The sequence below is a fragment of the Aeromicrobium sp. 10G20-16 genome (assembly GCF_055809665.1).
The window spans coordinates 776,427-792,060 of sequence record NZ_CM147919.1; the positions used below are offsets into that span (position 1 = coordinate 776,427).

Sequence of the window (15,634 nt, forward strand, 5' to 3'; positions counted from 1 at the left end):
GGCATCGCATGGAGACCATGCTGGACCGTGCCATCTGGCAGTCCACGGCGCTGGGCACGGCGGTGTGGCAGCTGGCGATCGGCGTCCTGGCCTGGTCTCGAGGGGCCGAGCACGCGCCGGCGCTCCTGGTCGGCCATGCCTGCTTCGTCGTCGCGGCCGTCGCGTCCGTGCTGGTCGATCGGACCGCCCGGCGTCGGCCCCGACGAGCGCTGCTCGTCGCCTGGCAGGCGACCTTCTACGGGGCGCTCGTCGCGCTGGTGTCGCTGCAGCTGCTGCTGTCGCGCGACGCCCTCGTCGGGGTGATCGCAGGGGCGAGCCTGTACCTGGCGGCGACCCCGTTCCTCCTGCTGCCGTGGTGGGTCGCTGCCGCCGCGATCTCAGGTCCGCTGTCGGTCGTGACGGTGGCCACGGTGCGCGCCGGCGACGTGCAGCTGGTTCCGGCCTTCACCGTCATCCCCATGATCTACGCGTTCGCCGCGACGATCCTGATCCGGTCACTGCGACGTTTCGCCGCCGGCGCCTCGGCCGAGGCCGAGGCAGCCTTCACCGCTGCACAGGAGCTCGCGGCCACCCAGGCCCGGGCCAGAGCCACTGCCGAGCTCGACCGCGCCGTGCACGACACCGCCGTGAACACCCTGGACCTGATCGCCGCAGACGTCCCGTCTGCTCCGCTGATCGACCGTCTCCGCGAGCGCTGCGCAGCCGACGTCCGCGCCTTGCGCGCCGCGCGACGGGGGCGGCCGCGGGCCGCCACACATCTCCAGGCGGCGGCGACGGGACTGGACCTGGTGGTCCGCTGGACCGGTGACACCGTTCCTTTCTCGGAGAACATCGAGGACCGGTTGGGCCCGGACCGAGCGGCAGCCCTGTGCGCGGTCGTGCGCGAGCTGCTGATCAACGTCGAGAAGCACGCCGGCACGCGTGACGTCGCCGTCGACGTCAGCGGGGACGACCAGTGGGTCGTGAGGATCAGCGACGAGGGACGTGGATTCGTCCTCGATCAAGCGCTGGCTCAGGGCCGCGGTCTCGTCGGTTCGGTCGTGGACCGGGCTGCGGAGGCAGGTCTCGAGGTGGACATCCAGACCTCCCCGGGCCACGGCACCTCGGTGACCGTCACCGCCGACAGACACGCTGCGACTCCGGCCACGCCGTCGTCGGACCACGGCTCGGCTGCCGCCCGGACGCTGCTGCGCCTCACCTGCTGGTGGTGGTGCGGGTCGATCACGCTCGCCGCGGCCACCAGCACGGCGCTCGGCGGCACCTCCCCACCGGCGCTTGCCGCCGTGAGCCTGGTCGGCCTGCTCGCCCTCGCGTCGTGGTTGACCGTCCGGCACCGCGACGTCCTCCCGCTCCCGATGTCCGCGCTCCTCGTGGCCGCGGTGCCGATCGGCTACGTGCTGGGATTCGCCGGCGTCGCCCGGTCCGGTGACCTCGCGGAGTACTGGCCTGCCATCGGTCTGACCCCGCTGATGGTCCTGCTGCTCGTGCTCGGTGCGAACCTTCGCGCGCTCGTGGCGTCGATGACCGCCCTGGCCGTCGTGGCGACGGGGGCCGCGGTGATCTACTGGCCCCAGTCGCAGGTGATCGGGGGCATGGCCGCGGCCAACGGCATCATGCAGCTGTCGCAGATGACGATCTGGGGCATCTTCGCCGCGACCGTCCACCGGATCTCCCTGCAGGCCGACGCCGACCGCAGACGCGCGATCGAGGCCCGCACCAGGCGGGCGCTGGCCGAGGCGGCAGCTGCGAGCGAGTCGCGTTGGCGTGCGGCCCAGGTCGACCTGGCGTCCGACCTCATGACCAGCATCGCCGTGGGCACGTCCGACCCCGCCGATCCGTCGGTGCGGCAACGGGCGCGCGACCACGCCCACACCCTGCGCCAGGTGCTGCTGCTCGATCCGGACCTCGTGCACCTGAGCCCGTGGCTGGCCCGGTGCATCGGCCGCGCCCAGTCTCGCGGTGTGCAGGTGTCGACGCGGGTGGGCCACCACGACCTCGAGGACGCCGACAGCGCTCGCGAGGTCGGCGCGGCGCTCGACGCGGTGCTGGGGTCCGTGCCGGCCGGCACCGAGGTCGTGGTGTCCTACTTCGGGCTGCCGGCACTCCCGCACCTCACCGTGGTCGGGCCGGTCGGATGCGTGGACCTCACGGATGCGGAGGGTCCGCCACGCGGCCGAGTGAGGGTGACGTCGCTGACCGAGCTCGACCTGGTCGAGATCATGGTGCCGACGGCGTCGCCCGGTCGACCAACCAGCCGTCAGCGGTGAGCTGCAGCGTGACGAGTCGCCGGGTCGGGCGGTCGCGTGGCAGGGCCGCCACTCCCCCGTCGTCCCACCGCACGAACGCCGGACCGAGAGCGTCGGTGACGTCGAGGAGCATCGTCTCGGCCGAGCGGCTCACCATCTCGCAGCGCGTGACCACCATCAGGGCTCCCTGGACCCGACCGCCACGCTCCCGGTAGTCGGCGATCGCGGCAGCGTCGGCGGCCGCCATCGGGCTCCGTGCCGTGTAGACGCGCGCGAGGGCGCTGTCGTCCCCAGCGGCGAACGCCTCAGCGCGAGCGACGTCGAGGCGCGCCAGCTCGCCACCGCATCCATCGACCGGGACCGCAGCGCGCAGCCCGACGACCAGCAACCACCACCACGTCATGACCCCACTGTCGCCCGGCCGGCCCGGACCTGCGTCGGCTCGTCCACACCCGGTCGTACGGTGAGGGCATGCAGATCGGTCAGTTCCCGCCGGCCCAGCACGTCATCGCCCACGTCAGCGACCCCCAGCTGGGCCTCGAGCCGACCGTCTACGGCCAGGTGCGGGCCGACGACCACCTCACCACGGTGATGGACCTGGTCGTCGCCCACCGACCCGACGCCATCGTGCTGACCGGCGACATCGCCGACGCCGGCGACGAAGCCGCCTACGACCGCGTCCGGGCCATCGTGGGAGGCGCTGCGGCCGACATCGGCGCCGAGGTGGTGTGGGTGATGGGCAACCACGACCTGCGCGTGCCGTTCGCCCGCACGCTCCTGGGAACCGATCCCGACCCCGACCAGCCCCTGGACCGGGTGGTCATGCTCGGGGGGCTGAGGATCGTGGTCCTCGACTCGACGATTCCGGGCTACCACGACGGTCGGCTGACGACGACCCAGCTGCAGTGGCTCGCCGACGTGCTCTCCGATCCGGCACCTGAGGGCAGCATCATCGCGATGCACCACCCGCCCACACCCACCCACCTGCCGTTGGCAGCCCTGATCGAGCTGGCCGACCAGCACCTGCTCGCCGACGTCGTGCGCGGCACGGACGTGCGCGGCATCCTGGCCGGCCACTACCACTACCCGTCGCACACCACGCTCGCCGGAGTCCCGGTGTCGGTCGCCCCCTCCACCTGCTACGCGCTCGACGCCGGATTCGATCCCCGCGGCCTGTCCGCGGTCGACGGCCTGCGCGGATTCGACCTCGTGCACGTGCACCCCGACCAGCTGGTGCACTCGACCGTGCTGGTGCCGAACGCGTCGGACCAGCAGCTGACCTCGGGCACGTACCCCACCGAGGCTCTCGATCTCGTGCTCGGCATCCCGGTCGAGCAGCGCCGCGAGCTGTTCGCGCGGATCGGTGGCCTGGCCGACCTGCATCCAGACGACCTGCCCCCGGACCTCGCTCCGAACGGGTGAGCCACTCGCAGGCGTAGCGTGGGCGGATGGACGATCTCACCGACTCAGGACGACTGGCCGTGCAGGCTATGACCGACCTTCCACCCCAGGAGAAGCAGGCGGCGGCCGCGGCTCTGGCGCAGGCCAACCCCGATCTGTTTCCCTCCGCCGACGGCGAGCGCACTCGCATCTGGATCACGCTGCTGGCTGGTCTGTTCCTGCTCGCGCTGGCCTCGATCGTGGGCGCGATCATCATCGCCCTGCAGGGCAAGGACGCCGCCTCGCTGTTCGTGCTCGCCACGGCGATCGTGACAGGCACGATCGGGCTGTTCGCCAAGAGTCCTGTCTGAGCGTGCGGGCTATCGTGGTGGCGTGACCTCGCTGACGATCCTCGATCACTGGTACGGCACCGCCGCGCTCGACTACGAGGACGCGTGGCAGATGCAGCGAGACCTACATGCCCAGCGGGTGGCCGACACGATCGGTGACACCGCGATGCTCCTCGAGCACGAGGCCGTGTTCACCGCCGGCCGCCGGACCGAGCCGCACGAGCGCCCCCACGACGGCTCCCCCGTGGTCGACGTCGACCGCGGAGGCAAGATCACCTGGCACGGTCCCGGCCAGCTGGTGGCCTACCCGATCGTCAAGCTGCCCGAGCACGTGCTGGTCGTCGACTACGTGCGCCGCATGGAGGAGGCCATGATCCGCACCATGGCCGACCTGGGCGTCGCCACCGGCCGGGTCCCCGGCCGGTCGGGTGTCTGGCTGGCCGCCGCACCCGGACGACCGGAGCGCAAGATCGCTGCCATCGGCATCCGCGTCTCGCGCGGGGTCACCATGCACGGCATCTCGATCAACGCCGACAACGACCTGGCCGTCTACGACCAGTTCATGGCCTGCGGCATCCCCGACGCCGGCGTCACCTCGCTGACCGCCGAGCTGGGCCGCCCGGTGGGCGTCACCACCACCGCCGAGGCCTTCGCCCCGCACCTGCGCGATTTGCTGTCCTGGGAGCAGTACACCCCGGCCGTGGGCGGTCTCACCGCGCGAGGCTGAGGGCCTCCCGGAACGAGGTCTTGCGCTCGGTCCGCATCAGGGTGCGCTCGTAGATCCGGGCCGCGAACCGCACGAACACCACGATCGCGATCAGGTTTCCGGCCACCGCGATCCCGAGTTGCCAGGCCGGCACACCGCTCTCGGCGAGCCTCACGGGCATCACCATGGCCGACGCGATCGGGACCATCGACACGACTGTCTTGAGGGCCGCACCGCCGCTCACGGCGAGGAAGTACGGCACGATCAACAGCATCTGGCCGGGGGCCGTGGTCGACTGCAGGTCCTCGGTCCGGGAGGCGAGGCTTCCCGCGACCGCCCACACACCGGCCAGCGCGGAGAACCCGAGGGTGAAGAACACCACGCCCCAGCCGGCCGCCGGCGCGATCTGACCGAGCAGGTCGCCCTGGCCCGTCGCGGCGAGCCCGATGACGGCGGCTCCCACGACGATGACGATCTGTCCGAGGGCCAGCAGCGTGTTGCCCACGACCTTGCCCCACAGCAGCGCGCGCACGGGGATCGCCGCGACCAGGATCTCCACGACCCGGCTCTCCTTCTCCTGCACGACGCTCTGGGCGATCGTCATGCCGAAGGTGATGGCGGTCAGCAGGAACAGGATGACGAAGATGACACCGGCCACCTCACGGGCCCCGGAGCTTCTCCGCGTCGGGCGCCAGCAGCCGTTCGCTGACGTCGGTGCCCTGTTGCAGGGCACCGAGGTCGACGTTCTCGGCCGCGGCGTTGGCCTGCAGCACCGCAGCCGAGCCGGCCACCGTGAGGTTCTGCGACAGGGCGGACCCGACCGAGGAGTCACCGACGATCTCGAGGCCGCCCGAGCCGTCGGGCAGCAGGGCCGCGTCGACCTCGCCGTCGCGGACGGCCCGCTCGGCCGCTGCGGTGTCGTCGAAGCGCTTGGCGGTGACGGTTGATCCCTCTTGTGCGTCGTCGGCGAGGGCCGAGGCGCCCTGCACCGCCGAGACGCCGAGGTCGTCCACCACGGCGACCGTGTCGTCGCTCGGACGCCCGTTGAGCACCGACGACGCGATGATCGCCCCGAGCGTCCCGAGGACCATGATCAGCAGGCTGTAGCGGAACGACTTGGTGCGCAGCTTGGTGCGGACCTCGCGCTCGGCGATGATGCGCCAGGGCGCCGTGCCCGCGTTGGTGGTGGTGCTCATCGGATGACCTCCCGGTAGATGTCGGACAAGGGCTGGTGGACGGTGGCGAACTCGCTGACCGGAGCCCGTCCGACAGCGGTGGTGAGCAGCTCGGCCCGGCTGACGCCGTCGAGCTCGACGAGGGCCGACGTGCCGTCGACGTCGAGCACGTCGACGCCACGCACGTCGCGCAACCAGGCGGCGTCGGAGCTCTCGAAGGTGACGCGGATCCGCTCCGAGCCCGCACTGCGCAGGTCGTCGACCGCGCCGGAGGCCACGACCCGACCGGCCGAGAGGATGACGAGGTCGTCGCACAACCGCTCGACGAGGTCGAGCTGGTGGCTGGAGAACAGCAGGGGCACGTCGCCGGCCTCGCGGGCCAGCAGGTCGACCATCTGGTCGACGGCCACCGGGTCCAGGCCGCTGAACGGCTCGTCGAGCACCAGCGCGTCCGGCCGGTGGATGAGGGCGGCGGCGATCTGCACCCGCTGCTGGTTGCCCAGGGACAGCTCGTCGAGCAGGTCGTCTCGCCGCTCACCGAGGTCGAAGTGGGCGAGCAGCTCGTCCGCCCGCCGCTCGGCCGAGGCTGCGTCGGCGCCGTAGAGGCGGCCGAGGAAGGTCAGCTGCTCGGCGAGCTTCATGCGGGGGTACAGCCCGCGCTCCTCGGGCATGTAGCCGATGCGGCGGCGCTGCTCGGCGGTGATGGGAGCGTCGTCCCACCACACCTCGCCCGAGGACGGGGAGAGCACACCGAGGATCATGCGCATCGTCGTGGTCTTTCCGGCGCCGTTGCCCCCGACGAACCCCGTGACGCGTCCCGGCGTCACGGTGAAGCTCACGTCATCGACTGCGCGGACGTCGCCGAACTGGCGGCTGAGTTTCTGGATCTGCAACATGCCTTCACGCTAGGCGGACGCGCAGGTCCGCCACATCGGTCGCGCGGCTAGAACGCCGTCATCCTCGCGGATGAGACCGTCAGGAGGCGGGGTCCTCCATCACGCCGGACTCGTGCGCCACGATCACGGCCTGCACCCGGTCGCGCACGCCCAGCTTGGCGAGGATCCGCGAGACGTGGGTCTTGACGGTGGCCTCGCTGACGAACATGTCGGCGGCGATCTCGCCGTTGCTGCTGCCGGTGGCCATCGCGACGAGCACGGCCTGCTCGCGATCGGTCAGGTGCGCCAGTCCCGGGTGCACCGTGCGCGCCCGCTCGGTGGAACGGGCGATGACGCGCTGGGTGACCTCGGGCGCGAGCAGCGAGTGGCCCAGCGCGATGGTGCGGATGGCGGCGACGAGATCGTCCGGGGGGCAGTTCTTGAGCATGAATCCCCCGGCGCCGGCCTGCAGCGCCTGGAAGAGGTACTCGTCGTCGTCGAAGGTGGTCAGGATCAGCACCCGGGCGTCGGGGTCGGCCTCGACGATGCGCCGGGTGGCCTCGATCCCGTTCATGTGCGGCATCTGCACGTCCATGAGCACGACGTCGGGCGAGAGCTCGGCCACCTGCTCCACGGCCTCCGCGCCGTTGGCGGCCTCGCCGGCGATCTCGAGGTCGTCCTCGGCGCCGATGATCATCGCGAACCCCGACCGGATCAGCTCCTGGTCGTCGACGAGGAGCACGCGGGTGGTCACGTGGTCACCGGAACCTGGACGCGCACCCGAAATCCGCCCTCGGGCCGCGGTCCGATCTCGCACAACCCGCCGTGCATCGAGGCACGCTCCCGGATGCCCGGCAGGCCGAATCCGCCGGAGTCGGGCTGCTCGCCGGACGGCCGTGCCGCGCCGTCGTCGACGATCTCGACCTCGACCGTCGCCGGCCGCCCGTCGCGCTCACCGACGTATCGGACCGTGATGCCGGCGTGGTGAGCACGCGCGTGGCGGCGCACGTTGGTGATCGCCTCCTGCGCCACCCGGTACAGCGACGTCTCGACCGTCGACGGCACGTCGAAGGGAGCCCCGACCTGCGAGAAGGTGACCTGCGGACGCTCGGACCCGTGGGTGGACAGGTCGTGCAGCGCCGCCAGCCCCGGTTGCGGCGCACCGTCCTGCTGCTCGTCGGCCGATCGCAGGAGACCGACCAGCTCGTGCATCTGGGCGACGGCCTGGCGCGACGACCGCTCGATCGTGTCGAGGGCGCGCCGGGCGTCCTCGGGTCGCGAGTCGAGCACCCGGCCGGCGCCGGCGGCCTGCACCCCGATGCCGCTCACGTGGTGGGCGACGACGTCGTGCAGGTCTCGGGCGATGCGCACCCGTTCGGTCTGCACCGCGCGTTCACGCTCGTCACCCTGCCGGGCCCGTTCGCGCTCGGTCTGCTCGGTGATCTCGGCGCGCTGGCGGGCGCTGCGCCAGGCGCCCTGCCCCCAGGCCATCGCGCCGAAGAAGTACACGACGTTGATCAACAGCGAGTAGATGACGAGCGCGGCCATCGACGGGATGAGGCCGACCGACTCGACCGGAGCCGGACCGTCGGTCTGCAGCGAGTACAGCAGCCAGCCGAACATCACGACGATCACCACTGCACTGGCCACGAACAGCCGACGCGTGTGCTGCGACCAGGCCCAGGCCGAGTACAGCGCCACGAACAAGATGATCTGGATCGAGAAGATGACGCCGAACTCCAGCAGCCGCTCCCCGATCGCGATGAACACCACCGACTCGGCCAGCAGCACGGTCAGTGGAAAGCGACGTCGTCCACACAGCAGCAGTCCGGCGAGGGCGAACCAGAGATAGGCCTCGACGCCCATCCAGCCCCGGGAGGCGCCACTCGCGCTGTGGAACAGCTCGACCGACACGACCGAGATCACGGCGGCGCCGATGCCGATCCACACGTCGGCGCGCTGCTCGCGGGCGGTGGGCGCAGGACGAGTCCAGGTCCGATCGAGATGGTCCACGGGCCGAGCCTAGGCGATCGGACGTGCATGGGTGTCTCTGCTTTCCGGCGAGCGTAGGGTGGACGTCGTGACGTCAGCACCGAGCACCGGAACCGAGCCCGCAGACACCAGCCCCGTGGCGCCGGGAGGCCGCAAGATGTTGCGCCTCGAGGTCCGCAACGCCGAGACGCCCATCGAGAAGAAGCCCGAGTGGATCAAGACCCGGGCGAAGATGGGGCCGCAGTACAACGAGCTGATGCAGATGGTGAAGGGCGAGGGCCTGCACACGGTGTGCCAGGAGGCCGGGTGCCCCAACATCTTCGAGTGCTGGGAGGACCGCGAGGCCACCTTCTTGATCGGTGGCGAGCAGTGCACCCGTCGGTGCGACTTCTGCCAGATCGACACCGGCAAGCCCGAGCCGATCGACCGCGACGAGCCGCGCCGCGTGGCCGAGAGCGTCCAGAAGATGGAGCTGCGGTACGCCACCATCACCGGCGTCGCACGCGACGACCAGCCCGACGGCGGCTCCTGGCTGTACGCCGAGACGGTCCGCAAGATCCACGAGCTGAACCCGGACACCGGTGTGGAGAACCTGATCCCGGACTTCAACCGCAACGCCGATCAGCTGGCCGAGGTGTTCGAGTCGCGCCCCGAGGTGCTGGCCCACAACATCGAGACGGTGCCGCGGATCTTCAAGCGCATCCGGCCGGCGTTCCGGTACGACCGTTCGCTCGGCGTCATCAGCGACGCCCGCGACTTCGGCCTGGTCACCAAGAGCAACCTGATCCTCGGCATGGGTGAGACCCGCGAGGAGGTCTCGCAGGCCCTCGTCGACCTGCACGAGTCGGGCTGCGACCTGATCACGATCACGCAATACCTGCGCCCGTCCAAGCGCCACCACCCCGTGGAGCGCTGGGTCAAGCCCGAGGAGTTCGTCGAGCTCAAGCACGAGGCCGACGAGATCGGCTTCGCCGGCGTCATGTCCGGACCCCTGGTCCGCTCGTCGTACCGCGCGGGCACGTTGTACAAGCAGGCCATCGAGAAGCGGACGACCGCTGGCGCGACCCCGGCCCAGGCCGTGCAGTCGTAGACTGTCCCCCATGTCCAACGCCGCACCCGAGCCCGCCAAGGGTCGTGTCCGCCAGCTTCGTCAGGCGTACACGATCACCAAGAAGTCCGATCCCAACATCGGACTCATCCTGCTGCTGACGTTCCTGGTGGCCGGCGGCGTGTTCGGCGCGCTCAGCTGGTTCACCTTCGGCGGTGCCACCGGCTCCACGCTGGGGCTCATCCTGTCGATCGTCTTCGGCGTCCTCATCGGCGTGCTGGCGGTGCTGATCATCTTCGGTCGGCGTGCCCAGAAGGCCGCCTACGCCCAGGTCGAGGGACAGATGGGTGCCGCCGCCGGTGCGCTGCAGCTGCTGCGCAAGGGCTGGGACGTCAAGCCCGCCGTCGCCTTCACCAAGAACCAGGACGTCGTGCACCGCGTCATCGGTCGACCGGGCGTGATCCTGGTGGGTGAGGGCAACCCCTCACGCCTGCGCAACCTGCTCACCGCCGAGAAGAAGAAGCACGCCCGCATCGCCGGTGACGACGTGCCGGTGCTCGACATGATCGTCGGCAACGGTGAGGGCGAGGTCGCGCTCGCACAGCTGAACAAGAAGCTGCAGAAGCTGCCCAAGAAGATCAAGCCCGCCGAGATGACCTCCCTGCTCTACAAGGTCAAGGCCCTCGACGCCATGCGTCCCGTCGCCCCCATGCCGCGCGGCCCCGTGCCCACGAGCATGAAGGGCCAGCGCAAGGCGATGCGCGGCTGACGAACGCGCTCAGCGCGTTCGCTCAGCCGCGCGCCAGCGAAGCGTGAGTGGGCCGCGGCGGAGCCGCCCGACTGCGAGGCGTGGTGAGACGACAGACTCACCCGAGCCCAAGCCCGCTCAGGCCTTGATCTCCTTGGACCCGACGATGATGTCGTGCAGGCCGCGGCCCTCCTTGTTCTGCACCACCGCGGGGATGACCAGGCAGATCAGTGCGGTGCGCAGGAGTGCCAGGGGAATCCCGATGGGCTGTCCTTCGGGGTTGATGACGCCGAGCCGCACCACCCGCTTGCCGATCGAGGCACCCAGCACCCCCACCAGCAGGCCCACCTCGACGATGAAGAACGCGGTGATGACCAGGTTCTGCCCGATGTTGGCGGGCGGATAGGTCACCGGGGTGAAGACGACCGCGCTCAGCGCGGCGACGGCCCAGTCGATCACCAGGGCGACGATGCGACGCCCGAGCGGTGCAGATTCCATGGCTCGAGACTACGGGCGGCCGCAGGGCACCGGCGTCCCCGGCACTTGTAACATGCCTGAAACAATCAAGTGACGGTCGGGAAACTGCCCAGCCATAGCGTCAACCCCAGGGTGCGGTGTCCATCACGCACCGACCACCGACGTTCGACATCAGGGCCGCGCTGCGCGGCCGAGGAGGCTTCGTGTTCAGCAACGCTGACGAGTTGTTCAAGTTCATCAAGGACGAGGGAGTCGAGTATCTCGACGTCCGCTTCACCGATCTTCCCGGCATCCAGCAGCAGGTGACGCTGCCGGCGTCGACGTTCGACGCCGACATGGTCGAGAGCGGCGTGGCGTTCGACGGATCGTCGATCCGCGGCTTCCAGACCATCGACCAGTCCGACATGGTGCTGTTCCCCGACGTCACCACGGCCTACGTCGACCCGTTCAAGGCCCGCAAGACCATCGCCATGGACTTCTTCGTCCACGACCCGATCACCGGCGAGGCGTACTCGCGCGACCCGCGCAACATCGCCCGCAAGGCCGAGGCGTACCTGGCCACCACTGGCATCGGCGACACCGCGTTCTTCGCCCCCGAGGCCGAGTTCTACATCTTCGACCGGGTCAACTACGGCACCAGCGCCAACAAGAGCTTCTACGAGATCACCTCGTCCGAGGCCGCCTGGTCCACCGGCGACGACATCGACGACAACCGCGGCTACAAGGTGCGCTTCAAGGGCGGCTACTTCCCCGTCGCGCCCACCGACAAGACCGCTGACCTCCGCAACGACATGATGACCAACCTGACCAACGCGGGCCTGATCCTCGAACGCGGTCACCACGAGGTCGGCACGTCGGGCCAGGCCGAGATCAACTACCGCTTCAACACGTTGACCAAGGCCGCCGACGACATCATGAAGTTCAAGTACATCGTGCGGAACACGGCGTGGGCCAACGACAAGACGGTCACCTTCATGCCGAAGCCGATCTTCGGCGACAACGGCTCGGGCATGCACGTGCACCAGTCGATCTGGAACGACGGCAAGCCGCTGTTCTACGACGAGTCCGGCTACGGCGGACTGTCCGACACCGCCCGCTACTACATCGGCGGCATCCTGAAGCACGCTCCGTCGCTGCTGGCGTTCACCAACCCGTCGGTGAACTCCTACCACCGTCTGGTGCCGGGCTTCGAGGCTCCGATCGCGCTGGTGTACTCGGCCCGCAACCGCTCGGCCTGTGTCCGCATCCCGATCACCGGCTCGAACCCCAAGGCCAAGCGCATCGAGTTCCGTTGCCCCGACCCGTCGGCCAACCCGTACCTCGCCTTCTCGGCGCTGCTGCTGGCCGGCCTCGACGGCATCAAGAACAAGATCGAGCCGCCCGCTCCGATCGACAAGAACATCTACGAGCTGCCGCCGGAGGAGTACGAGGCCATCGACATGGTGCCGACCTCGCTGAACGCGGTGCTCGACTCGCTCGAGGCCGACCACGAGTTCCTCACCGCCGGTGACGTGTTCACGCCCGACCTGATCGAGACGTGGATCGACTACAAGCGCACCGAGGAGATCCTCCCGGTCCAGCTGCGGCCCCACCCGCACGAGTTCGAGCTGTACTACGACATCTGAGTCGTTCAGACTGCGATTGCAGGGATTTCATACCGAGGTTCCCCCGCTAGTCCGCAGATAGTCCGCAACGTCTGGCACCTGGGCCGCGATCACATTGTCGATCGCGGCCCTTGTGCTGTCGTCGGAGTCGGGCCACAGGTGGCCGTAGGTGTCGAGGGTCGTACTGGCCGACCTGTCACAGACGGCCGCGGCGCAGCGGCTAGTCCTGATCGCACCGCCCACCTGGCGCAGCGGCCCCACACCGCTGGACTTCACGCGGCATGCCAGAGGCCCAGCTGTCAGGGTGCATCTACCGGGTAGCGGCCTCACGCACAGCCTTGTAAGCAAGTCCGTCAAGCGCCCTGAGGAGCGCATCGAAGTCGGCGACGAGCTTGCGCGGGTCCGCGTCAAGTTCGAACCGTGCATGCCAAGCCCGCATCTCCGCGCGGACCTCCTCGGCCTCAGGACTACGGTCGAGCTGACTGCCGATCTCTTCAATGAGTGCAACCACGTCTTCGCGGCGTGCTTGGCCATCGTGAGTGCGCGTGAAGTCCTTCTTGGCGCGGTTGATGCGGCTGGAAATTTTCTGGACCGATTCAGCCCTCTCGGCCTTCCGTTGACACAAGGCGATGTTCGCGAGCAGGAGTTTGAAGTTGTCGGCTGCAGTTTGGCGGTCGCCCTCAGTGGCCGTGAGCTCGCCAGAATTACTGGTCAGGGCGTCGACAGTGGCACGGGCGAACGCGACCTTGTCCAGGTGGAAAGTCGAGATGCCCGACTTCGAAGCGATCGCCTTCTCAAGAAACTTGAGGGTGCCGAAGTTCTTCGGAGTCATGCCGTCTGGACTGGCCGTAGCCGGGTACACGCTCTCAGCTGTCAGGTCGAGGTCAAGTGGATTCACGGTTGGCACAAACTCTCGACAGTAGATGGTGGCGGCTAGAACTGCGACGTTGAACGGAACGATGTCCTCGATGCCGCCGGCGCCGAGCGGGTTGTCGGTCGCAAGTCCAGCGAGTTCGCCGTGTGCAAGCTGCAGAACTAAATCTGCGTCAATGAGCTTGTCGCCGTAAGCTCCGCCAGCCGCAAGGTCGTCCCTAGCGTCGTCGCCGGCCTTATCGTGGTCCAGCAGCACGACAACGGGCGGCTTGTCGATGTCGCGCCCCCGCGCCAGATAGACGAGGTACGGGATATGGCGGGTGCCGCCGGCGGGCACGATAGTGATGTGGTTCAGGTCGAGCCGGTCGCGATCAGCGACGCCGAGCGTCTTCAGCCACCGTGAAGCACCTGCAATGAGAACCTGGTCGGACGGTCCTTCGACCATGAGGTTGCAATTTCCAATGAAGGTAGTTTCTGCAACGAAGCTTCCGAAAGCCGACCGCAGTGGCTCGTAGTGGTTGGCGGCGGCGCTCGTGACGACGCGTGTGCCTTCATCGTGCTCGCCCTTCTCGAGGACGCGGATGCGGTCGGCTTCGTTCTTGTCGATGAGGAACGGCGAGTGCGTCACGTACACGACTTGGACCGGGTCTCGGCCGGCGTCCTTGGGGTCGGCGAAGTCATCGAATACTCGTAGCAGATCTTGTTGCCCCGAGGCTGACAAGAACTGGTCTGGTTCGTCCATGAGAAGGATCTCGGGGCGACCGTCGGAGCGGACCTCGTGAGCGCGGTACTGGACAAAGTACGACAGGAAGTACTTCAGGCCGGCGCTGCGCTCGTCGAACCCGTAGGTGCGTCCCGTTCGGTCGCGGATCATGAAAACGAGGTCGAACTCGTAAAGCGATACAAAGAGTTCGAACTGCGAGTCCTGAGACCACCAATGGGGAAAGTCGAGGGCCTTCGCGAGTTCACTGTTGATTGTGTCGACGATGCTGTTCGCATAACCGTTCTTCTTCTTGACGTGCTCTTGGAGCTCCTTGAGCAGTTCCTTGTTGATGCCGGCGACCTTGAAGACTAGGTCAGCCGCGAGCTCGTACATCTCGACCTCGGTCTCTGTTGCCTGACGAACGGGGCGGAACAACTTGGAGATGGCGCCAGCGTTCGTCGTGATGGTCTGGTCTGACTCGAACCAGGCGTTGTTCTTCTGAAATCCGTCCCAGAGCTCCCGCAGGAGGTCGCGGCCGAGCGGCGCCGTCTTGTTGCCCGAGACGAGGTAGTCCAAAGGGACGCTGTCGGGGAGCGGCACGTCAGCGTCGATGCGGAACGGTACGGGGACGCCGAGCTCCGCGAAAGCGGTAGGCTTCTCAACGCGTTCCGGGCCGGTCCACATGTCCTTCTGCCGAACATAGACCCGGAACTTCGGCGTCTGATTCATTCGGAAGATCGCAACGCGCTCGACGTCGCGTAGATCGCTGTGCCCCGAGATGCTCTCGATGAGCTTGACCGCCTCGTCCGAAACGTCAGCGAAGACGACACCGAACTCCGGTAACACGATGTCGTTGTGGACACCGAAAAACCGGGAGTATCTGCAGAAGTCGCTGCGCTCGAATCCCTCGCCTGTCAGCGCGGCTTCGATGGCGCTGAGGACCTGAGACTTGCCGGACTCGTTCGCGCCGACGACAGTCGTAATGCCCGGACGAAGTTTAATGCGGACAAACGGGTAGTTGCCCTCAGGCGTGGCATCCCAGGGGTCTGGCTCGTACTTCTCACCGGATGCGCGGATGAAGTCGTAGTTGAGCGACCTATAGAATCTGGCGTAAACAGAGTGAAGCCTCATCTGATGTCCTGTCGTCGATACGTGTGGAAACTCTGTCAGATGGGTCCGACGGTTCGAGACTATTCGGCACGCACGCGATCAGCGCTCAGGGTGGGTACACCGACTCCGGAGGTCCGGGCCCTTCGCGGGCCGCTTCTCTGCCCCTGCGACACGCACAGACGGTCGGGCCCACCTTCGGGATTCGAAACCCGGGTACTAGCCACCGCACGACACTGGGCAGCCGAGGAACTGCGGGCTCCTGTCATTAGCATGTCAGACCCAGTGTTTCCGCAGGTCCAAGCAGGTGAGCCAGTTAGGACCACGAACTGTGATTCGCGAACTTCGCG

Annotated in this window: 15 protein-coding genes; 7 read left to right on the forward strand and 8 right to left on the reverse strand. The window is 68.3% G+C overall.

The genetic code is table 11. The features are described from left to right. Nucleotides 1–8: 8 nt before the first annotated feature. Nucleotides 9–2,267: a sensor histidine kinase gene (locus tag AC0L5F_RS03860; RefSeq protein WP_473315301.1), complete on the forward strand. Its 2,259-nt coding sequence runs from the start codon at nucleotides 9–11 to the stop codon at nucleotides 2,265–2,267. Here the strand turns inward: AC0L5F_RS03860 and AC0L5F_RS03865 are convergent. Continuing rightward, a complete protein-coding gene (locus AC0L5F_RS03865; protein ID WP_473315303.1) occupies nucleotides 2,218–2,649 on the reverse strand; it encodes a hypothetical protein in 432 nt (143 codons plus the stop codon). The two genes, AC0L5F_RS03860 and AC0L5F_RS03865, sit on opposite strands and share 50 nt — an antisense overlap. Nucleotides 2,650–2,717: 68 nt before the next feature. Here AC0L5F_RS03865 and AC0L5F_RS03870 point away from each other — a divergent pair, with 68 nt between their 5' ends. The 3 genes from AC0L5F_RS03870 to lipB are packed head-to-tail and all read left to right on the forward strand — an operon-like array spanning nucleotide 2,718 to nucleotide 4,703. Beyond that, nucleotides 2,718–3,668 carry a metallophosphoesterase gene (locus AC0L5F_RS03870; RefSeq protein WP_473315304.1) on the forward strand — a complete coding sequence of 317 codons (951 nt, stop codon included), beginning with the start codon at nucleotides 2,718–2,720 and terminating at the stop codon, nucleotides 3,666–3,668. A 26-nt stretch (nucleotides 3,669–3,694) separates the two neighbouring features. Beyond that, on the forward strand, nucleotides 3,695–3,997 hold the full coding sequence (locus AC0L5F_RS03875) for a hypothetical protein (protein ID WP_473315305.1): 303 nt from the start codon (nucleotides 3,695–3,697) through the stop codon (nucleotides 3,995–3,997). A 22-nt stretch (nucleotides 3,998–4,019) separates the two neighbouring features. Then, on the forward strand, nucleotides 4,020–4,703 hold the full coding sequence (gene lipB, locus AC0L5F_RS03880) for a lipoyl(octanoyl) transferase LipB (RefSeq protein WP_473315306.1): 684 nt from the start codon (nucleotides 4,020–4,022) through the stop codon (nucleotides 4,701–4,703). Here lipB and AC0L5F_RS03885 read toward each other — a convergent pair. From AC0L5F_RS03885 to AC0L5F_RS03905, 5 genes are all read right to left on the reverse strand, one after another. Further along, nucleotides 4,687–5,340, reverse strand: coding sequence for an ABC transporter permease (locus AC0L5F_RS03885; RefSeq protein WP_473315307.1), 654 nt, complete (start codon nucleotides 5,338–5,340; stop codon nucleotides 4,687–4,689). The genes lipB and AC0L5F_RS03885 overlap by 17 nt on opposite strands. 1 nt (nucleotide 5,341) lies before the next feature. Then, nucleotides 5,342–5,878 (reverse strand): ABC transporter permease family protein, encoded by a 537-nt coding sequence (locus tag AC0L5F_RS03890; RefSeq protein WP_473315308.1) that lies wholly within the window; start codon nucleotides 5,876–5,878, stop codon nucleotides 5,342–5,344. Continuing rightward, nucleotides 5,875–6,753 (reverse strand): ABC transporter ATP-binding protein, encoded by an 879-nt coding sequence (locus AC0L5F_RS03895; RefSeq protein WP_473315310.1) that lies wholly within the window; start codon nucleotides 6,751–6,753, stop codon nucleotides 5,875–5,877. The genes AC0L5F_RS03890 and AC0L5F_RS03895 overlap by 4 nt, the downstream gene beginning before the upstream one ends. A 79-nt stretch (nucleotides 6,754–6,832) precedes the next feature. Beyond that, nucleotides 6,833–7,429: a response regulator gene (locus AC0L5F_RS03900; protein ID WP_473316139.1), complete on the reverse strand. Its 597-nt coding sequence runs from the start codon at nucleotides 7,427–7,429 to the stop codon at nucleotides 6,833–6,835. A gap of 53 nt (nucleotides 7,430–7,482) precedes the next feature. Beyond that, nucleotides 7,483–8,745 (reverse strand): sensor histidine kinase, encoded by a 1,263-nt coding sequence (locus AC0L5F_RS03905; RefSeq protein WP_473315311.1) that lies wholly within the window; start codon nucleotides 8,743–8,745, stop codon nucleotides 7,483–7,485. A 136-nt stretch (nucleotides 8,746–8,881) separates the two neighbouring features. Here AC0L5F_RS03905 and lipA point away from each other — a divergent pair, with 136 nt between their 5' ends. Further along, complete coding sequence (gene lipA, locus AC0L5F_RS03910) at nucleotides 8,882–9,814, forward strand: lipoyl synthase (protein ID WP_473316140.1); 933 nt, start codon at nucleotides 8,882–8,884, stop codon at nucleotides 9,812–9,814. A 10-nt stretch (nucleotides 9,815–9,824) separates the two neighbouring features. Continuing rightward, a complete protein-coding gene (locus tag AC0L5F_RS03915; protein WP_473315312.1) occupies nucleotides 9,825–10,541 on the forward strand; it encodes a DUF4191 domain-containing protein in 717 nt (238 codons plus the stop codon). 117 nt (nucleotides 10,542–10,658) lie between these two features. On the opposite strand, the gene AC0L5F_RS03920 is transcribed toward AC0L5F_RS03915, so the two are convergent. Next, nucleotides 10,659–11,018 carry an RDD family protein gene (locus AC0L5F_RS03920; RefSeq protein WP_473315313.1) on the reverse strand — a complete coding sequence of 120 codons (360 nt, stop codon included), beginning with the start codon at nucleotides 11,016–11,018 and terminating at the stop codon, nucleotides 10,659–10,661. A 182-nt stretch (nucleotides 11,019–11,200) separates the two neighbouring features. On the opposite strand from AC0L5F_RS03920, the gene glnA reads away from it, so the two are divergent. Then, nucleotides 11,201–12,622 carry a type I glutamate--ammonia ligase gene (gene glnA, locus AC0L5F_RS03925; RefSeq protein WP_473315315.1) on the forward strand — a complete coding sequence of 474 codons (1,422 nt, stop codon included), beginning with the start codon at nucleotides 11,201–11,203 and terminating at the stop codon, nucleotides 12,620–12,622. 289 nt (nucleotides 12,623–12,911) lie between these two features. Here the strand turns inward: glnA and AC0L5F_RS03930 are convergent, their stop codons facing one another. Beyond that, nucleotides 12,912–15,308: an AAA family ATPase gene (locus tag AC0L5F_RS03930; RefSeq protein ID WP_473315316.1), complete on the reverse strand. Its 2,397-nt coding sequence runs from the start codon at nucleotides 15,306–15,308 to the stop codon at nucleotides 12,912–12,914. Nucleotides 15,309–15,634 lie beyond the last annotated feature (326 nt).